Genomic DNA, 10,780 nt, shown 5'->3' on the forward strand with positions numbered 1-10,780 from the left:
CAGCAGGAGCGGAGGGGTGGCACGGCTACGCCTCCCTGGGCGCGGGCGTCACCCTGGACCACTTCAGCGACTGGCGCGCCAAGGGCCCCACGCTGCAGGCGTGGCTGGGCATCGAGACGCCGCCCGGCCTGTCCCTGGGCGCGGTCTTCGAAACGACCCAGACCTGGGGCCAGCAGTTCGCGCAGGCCCGGGACCCGTCGCAGATGAGCCGCGTGCAGTTGGACTACACCGCCGTGGGCATCGAGGCCCGCCTGCGCTTCCTCGGCGACAAGCCGGTGACGCCGTGGCTGGGCGCGCGGCTGGCGAAGAGCTGGGCGAAGCCCTTCACCCCCAACAGCCTGGGCGAGCTGCGCCGCGAGGACTTCGACGTCACCAGCATGGCCTTCCGCGTGGGCCTGGACGGCTGGTTCGGCGACCACTGGGGCCTGTCCATCGCCACCGCCCTCCAGTTCTGCGACCTGAAGTTCACCAAGGACGCGGACACCAGCACCTGCGCCAAACCCCTCCAGAGCATCACCGCCGGACCCGTGCTGCGCTTTTGATGCGGTTACAGTGCGCGCCCATGAACGCGCCGCCCCCCGTCCCCACGTCAGGTCCCCGCTGGCTGTACCTGCACGGCTTCGCCTCCGGCCCCGCCTCCACCAAGGGCGTGTGGCTGGACGCGCACTGGGCGAAGCAGGGCATCCCCCTGGAGCGCCTCAACCTGCGCGTGCCGTCCATGGAGCGCTTGAGCCTCCACGCCATGCTCGACACCGTGCGCGACGCGCTGGGAGCGCCGCACGAGAGAGCCGTGCTCATCGGCTCCAGCCTGGGCGGACTCGTCGCCGCGCGCACCGCGGAGAAGGAGCCCCGCGTGGGGGCCCTGGTGCTGCTCGCGCCCGCGTTCCACTTCGTGGAGCAGCTCCAGCGCCGCATGGGCCAGGAGGGCTGGGCCCGGTGGCAGCGCGAGGGCTTCCTCGAAACGGATGACCACGCGGAGAAGCGCCGCACGCGCGTGCACCACGGCATCGTGGAGGAGGCCCAGGCGATGGATGCCGAACGGGGCGTCTGGCCCGACGTGCGCGTGCCCACGCTCATCGTCCACGGTCGCCGGGATGACACCTGCGACGTGCGCTACTCGCGCGAGTGGGCCCGGGGCAAGCGCCACGTCCGGCTGGTGGAGGTGGACGACGGCCACGAGCTGACCGCTTCGCTGGAGGCCATCGCCCGGGAGGCGGACGCCTTTCTCGCGCCGTGGCGGGGTGGGGAGGACACCCGGCAGGTGTTCACTGCCGACTGACCGGCGAGCGCTGGCGCCCCTGGCGCGCTTGCGTTCCGGACGCGCCGGTTAAGGTGGCGGCCATGAACCGCGAATACCACCGTTGGTACAGCCAGCGGCTGAACCGGGACATGGACGTGCTGCTGTACGGGCACTCGGGCGAGCCCATCATCCTGGTCCCCACCAGCAAGGGCCGCTTCTACCAGGCCGAGGACTTCGGCCTCATCGGCGCCATCGCGGACGGCATCTCCGCGGGCCGCTACGTCGTGGTGTGCGTGGACTCGGTGGATGAGGAGTCCTGGTACAACAAGGACGTCGCCCCCGCCGTGCGCGTGGCCCGCCATGCCCAGTGGGAGGACTACGTCGTCAGCGAAGTGGTGCCGCTGGTGCGCGGGCGCGCCTCCGGAGGGCGGCTCACGCTGGCCGGGTGCAGCCTGGGCGGCTTCCACACGTACAACGTGGGCCTGCGCCACCCGCACGTCTTCCAGCGCCTCATCTCCATGGGCGGCAAGTTCGAGACGGAGGACTTCCTGGACGGCCACCACGACGAACAGGTGTACTTCCACACCGCGCCCCAGTGGCTGCCCGGCCTGCATGACACCGCGCGCCTGAACGCCCTGCGCCGCGTGGAGATGACCCTGGCCGTGGGTGAGCACGACTTCTGCCGCCCCTCCAACGAGCACCTGTCCAAGCTGCTCTGGCAGAAGGACATCCGCAACGACCTGTCCATCTGGAGCGGCGGCACCCACGACTGGCCCGTGTGGCGGCAGATGATCCGCCAGTACCTGCCGGCCTGAAGCACCGCCGCCCGCGAAGCGGCCCCCGCGACTCTTGGACGCCTCAGTTCTCCAGGGGCCGCAGCGTGCCCGCGCTCACGCGCCAGAAGCGCCACAGCACGGCCAGGGCCACGAAGATGAGGCCCGCGCACAGGCCCCACCAGATGCCCAGCACGCCCATGCCCAGGCCGAAGCTGAGCAGCAGCGTCAGGGGCAGGCCCACCGCGTAGTGGCCCACGATGTTCGCCAGGAAGGTGAAGCGCGTGTGGCCCGCGCCCCGGAGCACGCCCGCGCCCACGCCCTGCACGCCGTCGAACACCTGGAAGATGGCGCTCACCATCAAGAGCGGCAGCAGGAGCGGCAGCACCTCCGGCGGCGCGCCCGCCAGCCTCGCCAGTCCCTCCGGGAAGAGCGCGAACCCCAGCCCGCTCAGCGACATCACCACCGCGCCGGTGGCGAAGGCCATGAGGCCGCTTCGCCGGGCCTGCGGCGTGTCGTGCGCGCCCACCGCCCAGCCCACCCGCACACTGCCCGCGTTGCCGATGCCCAGCGCCATGGTGAAGGTGAGGCTCGCGAAGGAGATGGCGATCTGATGCGCGCCCACGCTCGCCGGGCCCAGCCGCGCCGCCAGCACGCCCGCCAGCGCGAAGACGCCCACCTCCGCCGCGATGTGCAGACCAATGGGCAGGCCCACCCGGAACGCGCGCAGCTGGTCCGCGAGCGCCGGCTTCAGGGACGGCGTGCCCGGCACGGGAATCCCAGCCACCGCCCGCGCCACGATGAGCACCTCCAGCGCCGTGCACAAGAGCGTGGACAGCGCCGCGCCCGCCGCGCCCATCGCGGGCACGTGCGTCAGGGGCCCCGCCCACGCGGGCAGTGACGCGCCGCCGAAGACGAACAGCGGCACCATCAGGAGGTTCAGGATGTTGGCCACCACGGTGGACACCACCAGCGGCCGGGGATTCCCGATGGCCTGCAGGTACGCGCGCACCGTGAGGAAGATGAGCATCAGCGGCAGGCTGGGCGCGCGGAAGTGCAGGAAGGCGCGCACCTGGACGATCTGCTCCTCGGCCACGCCCACCCACGGCAGTCCCGACGGCACGGTGATGAGCACCGCCCACAGCACCAGCCCCACGAACGCGGACAGCCAGATGCCTTGCCACAGTACACCGCGGGCGCGCAGCGGGTTGCGGGCACCAATGGCCTGCGACACCAGCGGATCCACGCCCATCATCAGCCCCATGCCGAAGCTGCTGACGGCGAAGAACAGGCTGTGGCTCAGGCCCACCGCCGCCAGCGCGGACGTGCCGGCCCGGCCGACGATGAGCGTGTCCACGAGCCCCATGAGCGACTGGCCCGCCTGCGCGATGCACAGGGGCAGCGCCAGCCCGAGCAGGGCGCGCAACTCCCCCCGGTTCCTGACCGAGGGGGACGACGACACGGACGGCTCGGGGGCATCGGGCGGCATGGCGGGCCTATAGCCTCTTCGGGAGGGGATTGCGCTGCCCGAGCGACGGACGCGCCTCCCCTCCCCGCCTGACCGCCCCCCCTTACGTCAGGGGTTGACGAGCTTGGGGAAGCGCGTCGTGACCAGCGGCGTCTGGAGGCTGTTCACCTTGGACACGCGCACGCCCGCGTCGCTGATGGCATACACGTAGTCGTCCGCCATCACGCTGCGGCGCACGTCCGGCGTGTAGTACCAGGTCCAGTCCGGCGTCTGCACCCGCTGGAACATGTCCGTCATGCTCACCGCGCCCACCGGGGAGATGCCCGCCTCCAGGTCCACGCGGAACACGCGCAGCTCCGTGCGGAAGCCGTTCCAGTAGGCATCCCCGCTGTAGGTCCGGGGCGCGTAGTCCGTGAAGGGGATGGCGACCAGGCCCTTGGCCGGGAAGTAGTTGAAGGCCTTGTGCTCATAGAGGGCCTCGCTCCAGCCGTAGGCGGTGCCGACCAGTTGCGTGAAGGCCTCCTTCGGGTTCGCCAGGTCGCTGACGTCGAAGAGCGACAGCTTCAGCGAACGCTCCCCGCAGCAGCCGCCGTTCGCGTCGGTGTGCACGCCCATCGTCAGCAGGTGGTGGTCGCCCACCGGGTGCAGGTACGTGGAGAAGCCGGGCACCTTCAGCTCGCCCACCTTGTGCGGGTTCGCCGGGTCGCTCAGGTCGAAGGTGAAGAGCGGATCCACCTGGAGGAACGTGACGATGTAGCCCCGCGGGCCCACGAAGCGCGCGCTGTAGATGCGCTCCCCTTCGGCCAGGTCCGCGCTGCGGCCCAGCTCCTTGAGCTGGCCGTTCTTCACGCCCATCGTCGTCACGCGGCTGGCCGTCGTCGTGCGGCCCCACCACCAGTCCTCGTGCTCCGCCTCGGGCAGGCGCGTGGTCACCGTGGTGGCCAGCCGCAGCACGCCGTCGTATTCATCCAGGGCGAACTGGTTGACGGGCACGCCCTCCACCGTGCCGGAGCCCGCGTACACCGCGCGGCCCGGCTGACGGGTGTCGAACTTGTGCACGTAGGTGAAGTCCTTCTGCCCCGGCTCCGGCCACCACCAGTAGTGCGAGTGCGCCAGGTAGAGCGAGTCCTTCGACGCGTACACCGTGCCCGGCTCCGCCACCAGGCTGGTGCGCCCCGGCGCCGCCGACTGCGCGTCCAGGTTCAACGAGGCCACCGTCACGAAGCCCGGCGCGGACGGCGCGTTGCTCCGGTAGAAGTCACTGCACGTCACCGGCAGCGCCGTCGTCACGCCCGCCGCGTCCACGTGCTTGCCCGCGGGCAGCCACTGGTCCAGCGTGTTCGCGCGGATGAGCTGCTCGTTGAGCGCGATCCGCTCGTCGATGGCCTTCTCCAGCTTGTCCTCGTCCTTGGCGAGTTCGTCCGTGTAGTTCACCCAGAACTTCACGCCCTCCGGCCAGCGGAACGCATCCGACAGCACGAGGCGCACGGAGCTGTCCACGCGGCGCGCCTGCGTGAAAACGCCCGGCAGGTACACCTGATCCACCACCGTGGGGTTCGCCACGTCCGACACGTCCACCGTCGTGACCTTGGTGCTGTCGCCACCGTAGTAGCCACAGCTGAAGCCGAAGCCGGCGCAGTCGGAGATCATCATCGGCTCCGGCATGCCGATGCCCCCGAAATAGCCCCCGACGGACGGCTTGCCCGGCAGGCCCAGGCGCACCTGCGAGACGATGACCAGCCGCTGGTGCTCATCCAGCAGCATCTCCCGGGGCCAACCCTCCACTTCCAGCGAGCTGGCCAGCGTCAGCTGCTCCGCGGGCCACGAGCGGTGCGCGTAGAGGCGGTTGCCCGACAACACGAAGATGCGCGTGCCGTCGTTCTGCACGAAGTCCGACTCGTGTACGCCCTCCACCTGGTTGTTGGTGCCGGTGGAGTCCTTCGGGCCCTGCGGGCTGCCACCGCCCGACGAGGCGTCCCCTTCAGCCATGGGAGGAGCGCCGTCCAGGTCGATGCCCCGGTTGCGACCGAACCTCTCCCAGAAGCCAGGTTTCTGCTGTTCAAGGCCCGCGCGCATCTGCTTGGACGCGGTGTCCTCGATGTACTGCTCCAGGTCCGAGCAGGCGGCGAACTCCTCCAGCCGCAGCGACTGCTGCACGGGCTCATTGCCCACCGAGGGCGCCTTGTCGCCGCTACAGCCCACCGCCAGCAGCGTGAGTCCCACTCCTCCGAAACGCGTCCAATGCATGCCTGGGTCCCTCCCTCGAAAGCTTCGCGGGGCGTGGTGCATTGCCACGCCCGTGCCAGGGCGGAATCCCTGGCGCGAACCTGCGATTGCGAGGGTTTGCGGGGCCGGGCCGGGCCCGCGCCGCTCTCAGAAACCTGAGGCGCGCGCGGGGCCCGCGGTGGGAAAACCGAGGGTCTGGGGCACGAAGCGCACGAAGCGCTGCTGAAGCTGCGCGTCCATGCCCTCCAGCTTGAGGCCCATGCCCGTCTGCGAACGGAAGGCGCTGCCCGGGCCGGGCGGGTTGGACCACGCCACCACCGCCTGCGCCTCACACGGGGTGCGCTGGCCGGCCATCACCAGCCGCAGGGACAGCCGGGCGCCCTCGCGCGCGGGCGTGAGCGTGCGCACGAAGAGCCCCTGGGGGCTGGCGTCGTGGCTGAAGCCGCTGAGCGTGGGCCCGCCCGTGGTGTTGAACTCCACCACCGTGAAGAAGGGCACGCGCTCCGCGGCCCTCAGCGGCACGGTGCCCGGCGACAGGCGCGCCATCACCCGCCCCAGGAGTTCATCCGCGCCCAGGTGCCGCTTCTCCAGGAGCGGCGCGCCGCACAGCTCCAGCGCGCGGGCCAGCACGTCCGGCGCCTCCTCCACCCGCGACAGCAGCACCAGCGGCTTGCGCGGGTACAGCTCCTTGAGGCGCGTGGCCAGGGCCAGCGCCTCGCGCGGCAGCCGGGAGACGTCCACCACGAAGCCGTCCAGCCGGTCGCCGTGGGCCGCCGCCTGCGCGCCCGCGTCGTCCAGGTCCTTCGCGTAGAGCACGTGCAGCCCCTCGTGCTCCAGCGCCCCGCCCAGGAAGGTGTGCAGGAAGCGGCCGCCCTCCACCAGCAGCACGCCGCGCCCGCGCGGTGGGCCCGTCCAGACGCGCTCCCGGGACGCCCTCACCGCGGCCACCTTCGCCGCCAGGGCCTCCTGGCACACCGGCTTGGGCAGGAAGTCATCCGCGCCCGCGCGCCCGCAGTGCATCACCTCGTGGGGCTCGTCCGCCGCGGTGAACATCACCACCGGCACGGCGCGGCCAGCCGCGTGCGCCTTCACCGCGCGGCACGCCTCGTCCCCCTGGAGCTTCTCCAGGTGCAGGTCCATCAGGATGAGCGCGGGCACCCGCTGCTGCAGCTCCGCGAGGCACGCGTCCGCCCCCTCCAGCCCCACCACGTCGCAGCCCATGCGCGACAGGTGCAGCCGAATCACATCCCGCGCCGTCCGCGAGTCGTCCACCACGAAGACCAGGTCTCTCGGGCGCGGAGAAATTCCGGGGTTCATCATGACTCCCGGAGATAAGCGGACTCCGGGAAAGTCACCATGCACCCCGCGCGTCAACGTGCGCTGGTGGACGCCTTTTCCGCGTGGCGCGGGACATCAGCTTCGGGGTTCCGCGCGACCGGACAGAAGCTTGGTGAGCTGGCGAGCAATCTGGGCGCACTGGGCCGCGTCCCCGGCCGCCAGCGCGTCCTTGCCGCCCACCAGCAGCTGCTGGACGGTGCCCACGGCGGTCTCCGCCTCCGGGCTGGGGTTCTCCTTGGCGCTCTTCTGGAGCAGGCGCGCCAGCTTCTCCCCGCGCTCCAGCAGCTTGCGGAAGGTCTCCTCCGCCTTGCGCGCGTCCACCACGCCCTGGGCCTGGGCGTAGTTCATCTGCTCCTGGCCCAGCTTCTCCGCCTCGCCCTGCGGCAGGCTGGCGCGGGCCTCCAGACGCACGACCTCCATGTTGCCGGAGGTGAGGTCGGTGGCCTTCACCGACAGCGTGCCTTCGCCGGACAATTCAAAGACGACCTCCAGGGGCGTCTCCCCGCGCGCGGCGACGTGCAGGTTCTTGAGGACCACCTCGCCCAGCTTGTGGTTCTCGTCCTGGAACTCGCTCTCCCCCTGGTACACGGGGATGCGCGCCTCGGCCTGGCCGGAGGTGCCCGGGAAGAAGATGTCGCGCGCCACCACCGGCACGCCCGTGTTGCGGGGGATGAGGCGCTTCACGCGCCCGCCCATCACGCCCACGCCCAGGCTCTGGCTGGCCACGTCCAGGAGCAGCGCCTGCCCGGACTGCCGCAAGAGCTCATCCGCCTGCACCGCGGCGCCCAGCGCCACCGCTTCGTCCGGGTGCACGTCCGTGGAGGGCGCGCGGCCGAAGAAGTCCGCCACCAGCCGGCGCACCATCGGCACGCGCGTCATGCCGCCCACCAGCAGCACCACGTCCACCGAGCGCGGATCCATCTTCGCCTCGGCCATCACGCTCTTGCAGACCTCCAGGCACCGGCGCGACAGGGGCTCGGAGAGGGTTTCAAAGAAGCTGCGCGTGAGCGCGGTGTTGATTTCGGTGAAGCGCTTCACGCCCGCGGTGTGGTCGCCCAGGCCGGAGACGGTGATGCTGGCCTCGTCCCTTTCGGTGAGCTCGCGCTTGGCCGCCTCCGCCGCGACCTTCAGCCGGCGCAGCGACTGCGCGTCCTTGGACACCGCGTCCTGGAAGGCGTCCTCCACCTGCGCCAGGAGCCACTGGACGATGCGCTGGTCGAAGTCCTCGCCCCCGAGCGCGTGGTCGCCGCCGGTGGCCTTCACCTCGAAGACGCCCGCCTTCACGTCCAGGATGGACACGTCGAAGGTGCCGCCGCCCAGGTCGAACACCAGCGCGCTGCCCTCGAAGCCGCGCGACAGGCCGTACGCCAGCGCCGCGGCGGTGGGCTCGTTGACCAGGCGCACCACCTCCAGCCCCGCGATGCTCGCCGCCTCGCGCGTGGCCTGGCGCTGGTTGTCGTCGAAGTTGGCCGGAACGGTGATGACGCACTTGCGCACGTCGCGCCCGAAGTGGGCCTGCGCATCCAGCCGCAGCTCCCCCAGGATGAAGGCGGACACCTGCGTGGTGGGCAGCACCCGGCCCGCCAGCTTCACGCGCACGTCGCCGGAGGGGCCGGCCACCAGGGGGTAGGGCACCATCGACTTCGCCTGCTGGACCAATTCCGGCGTGTAGCGGCGGCCCAGGAAGCGCTTGGTGGCCCACACCACCGCGTCGGGTTGTTCCTCCGCCAGTGCCTGGGCGGGTTGCCCCACCACGCGGTCGCCCGCGCGGGTGAGGCCCACCACGGAGGGCGTGAGGCGACCTCCCGCACGCGAGGGGATGAGCCGCGGACGTCCGTCTTCCACGGTCGCGACGACGCTGTTGGTGGTGCCCAGGTCGATGCCGATGACGGGTTCTTGCATGGGGCGAGGAGGCCCACGCTACGGGCCCGCCCCCCATTCCGCCAAGCCCTCTTGCTACCTGGGCGTCACCTTGCGAGCGCTGGCCCGCCCTTGGAGGCCACGCCCGCGTTCACTGAAACAGACCCACAAGGCCCGCTTCCGGCCACCCGGGACCCGGGAAGTCGGCAGGATTGCCGTGGGGGACGCCCCATGCTAAGGGCGCCAGCGTCATGGTGAACGTCTCCATCGCCCGCCGCTACGCCCGCGCCATCCTCGACGTCGCCGCGGAAGGCAACCGCACCGACCTGGTCGCGGAGCAGCTCAACGCCTTCGCCGACGTGGTCGGGCACAGCCCCGAACTGTCGGATGTGCTGCTCAACCCCGCCTACAGCCGCGTCCAGCGCAGCAACGTGGTGGAGGCCGTGCTCAAGGCGCTGCCCTCCCCCGCGGATCCCGCGCTCGCCAACGCGCTGCGGCTGCTGGTGGACAGGAACCGCCTGGGCTACCTGCCCGACATCGCGCGGCTCTACCGCGACATGGCGGATGCCCGCGCGGGCCGCGTCCGGGGTCAGGTCACCAGCGCCGTGCCCCTGTCCGCCGACGCCGTCACCCAACTCCAGCAGTCGCTCCAGCAGCTCACCCAGCGCAACGTCGTGCTGGAGACCCGCGTGGACCCGGCCCTGCTCGGCGGCGTGTCCGCCCAGGTGGGTGGCACCCTCTACGACGGCACCCTGCGCTCCCAGTTGGAGCAGATGCGCCGCGAGCTGAAGTAGCCCGCCTTCCAGCACCCAGACGGCCAACGTCCCAGGTTGGCCGTATTGCCCCGTAGTCCTAGTCAAACCCGTATTTCCCGCTGGCACGGGGAATGGGTATACTTCTCGTCAACGCGGACAAGCCCGCGTTTTCCGAGACGACCCGCCCATGCCGCAGCCCGTGTTCCACCGGCTTCCCGGAGCCCTTCCGTCCTCAGGGGTTCCCGAGGAGTCCTGGCCCTTCCTGAGTGCGTTGCTGAACGCGCCGGGTTGGGGGGTGGCGCTGGTGGGCGCGGACTCCCGCCTCCTCTGGATGAACGACCTGCTGGCGTCGCTGTGCGGCCGGCCGGCGGCGCTCTCCGTGGGGCGGCTCCTGCTGGAAGCCTGGCCGGGGCTGGCGCCGTCGCTGGTGCCGCTCGTGGGCCGGGCGCAGTCGGGCGAGCGCGTGGCGGAGGAATTGGTGTCGGGGCGCTTCGGAGAGGTGGGCACGCTGCGCCACCTGACGGTGAGCGCGATGCCGGCGGCTCCAGCGTCGGCGGGCGTGCTGCTGCTCCTGCGCGACAACTCGGCGCGCCTGCGCGAGGAGGCGGCGCTGCGCGCGAGCGAGGAGCACATGCGCAGCATCGTGGAGATCTCCTGTGACGGGTACTTCTTCCACGACCGCGGGCAGTTCCTGGACATCAGCCCGGGGCTGGCGCGCCTGCTGGGACACTACGAGACGGCGGAGCTGATCGGCCGCAACGTCATCGACTGGGTGGCCCCGGAGTTCCGCGCCCCCGCGCGCGACGCCATGGAGCGCGGCGTGGAGGCCCCCTACGAGGTGGCCATCGTCCACCGCGACGGCCGGCGCATCCCCGTGGAGGTGATGGGCCGCCCCGCCACCTACCAGGGCCGCGCGGTCCGGCTGGCGGCGGTGTGGGACGTCAGCAGCCGCAAGTCCTCCGAGGAGCGCCTGGCGCGCATGGAGCACTTCCGCGAGCAGTTCCTGGGCGTGGTGGGCAACGACCTCAAGGCCCCCCTCCAGACCCTCCAGCGCGACGTGCTCGCCCTCCAACACGCCGCGCAGATGCCGGAAGCCCTGACGGAGCAGGTAGGGCGGGTG

9 protein-coding genes are annotated in these 10,780 nt (G+C 71.4%); 5 read left to right on the forward strand and 4 right to left on the reverse strand.

Features of this window, described 5'->3' with window-relative positions:
- From D7Y13_RS30945 to D7Y13_RS30955, 3 genes are all read left to right on the forward strand, one after another.
- Positions 1-542 (forward strand): hypothetical protein (locus D7Y13_RS30945; protein ID WP_120630863.1); only part of this gene is annotated, 542 nt, incomplete at its 5' end.
- A gap of 20 nt (positions 543-562) precedes the next feature.
- Positions 563-1,279: a YqiA/YcfP family alpha/beta fold hydrolase gene (locus D7Y13_RS30950; protein WP_120534659.1), complete on the forward strand. Its 717-nt coding sequence runs from the start codon at positions 563-565 to the stop codon at positions 1,277-1,279.
- A gap of 62 nt (positions 1,280-1,341) precedes the next feature.
- On the forward strand, positions 1,342-2,055 hold the full coding sequence (locus tag D7Y13_RS30955; RefSeq protein ID WP_120534658.1) for an esterase family protein: 714 nt from the start codon (positions 1,342-1,344) through the stop codon (positions 2,053-2,055).
- A gap of 43 nt (positions 2,056-2,098) precedes the next feature.
- Here the strand turns inward: D7Y13_RS30955 and D7Y13_RS30960 are convergent, their stop codons facing one another.
- The 4 genes from D7Y13_RS30960 to D7Y13_RS30975 all read right to left on the reverse strand — a co-directional run bounded on the left by D7Y13_RS30960 (position 2,099) and on the right by D7Y13_RS30975 (position 8,947).
- Positions 2,099-3,502 (reverse strand): MATE family efflux transporter, encoded by a 1,404-nt coding sequence (locus D7Y13_RS30960; RefSeq protein WP_120585552.1) that lies wholly within the window; start codon positions 3,500-3,502, stop codon positions 2,099-2,101.
- A gap of 87 nt (positions 3,503-3,589) precedes the next feature.
- Positions 3,590-5,728 (reverse strand): beta-propeller domain-containing protein, encoded by a 2,139-nt coding sequence (locus D7Y13_RS30965; protein WP_120585553.1) that lies wholly within the window; start codon positions 5,726-5,728, stop codon positions 3,590-3,592.
- Positions 5,729-5,854: 126 nt separating this feature from the next.
- Positions 5,855-7,027: a TIGR02266 family protein gene (locus tag D7Y13_RS30970; RefSeq protein WP_233595906.1), complete on the reverse strand. Its 1,173-nt coding sequence runs from the start codon at positions 7,025-7,027 to the stop codon at positions 5,855-5,857.
- 93 nt (positions 7,028-7,120) lie between these two features.
- Positions 7,121-8,947 carry an Hsp70 family protein gene (locus D7Y13_RS30975; protein WP_120534655.1) on the reverse strand — a complete coding sequence of 609 codons (1,827 nt, stop codon included), beginning with the start codon at positions 8,945-8,947 and terminating at the stop codon, positions 7,121-7,123.
- Between the two features lie 209 nt (positions 8,948-9,156).
- On the opposite strand from D7Y13_RS30975, the gene atpH reads away from it, so the two are divergent.
- Complete coding sequence (gene atpH, locus D7Y13_RS30980) at positions 9,157-9,699, forward strand: ATP synthase F1 subunit delta (RefSeq protein WP_120534654.1); 543 nt, start codon at positions 9,157-9,159, stop codon at positions 9,697-9,699.
- 148 nt (positions 9,700-9,847) lie between these two features.
- Positions 9,848-10,780 (forward strand): PAS domain-containing protein (locus D7Y13_RS30985; protein WP_147452529.1); only part of this gene is annotated, 933 nt, incomplete at its 3' end.

Origin of the sequence: Corallococcus praedator, from assembly GCF_003612125.1 — a bacterium.
In the GTDB taxonomy this organism is placed as follows: domain Bacteria; phylum Myxococcota; class Myxococcia; order Myxococcales; family Myxococcaceae; genus Corallococcus; species Corallococcus praedator.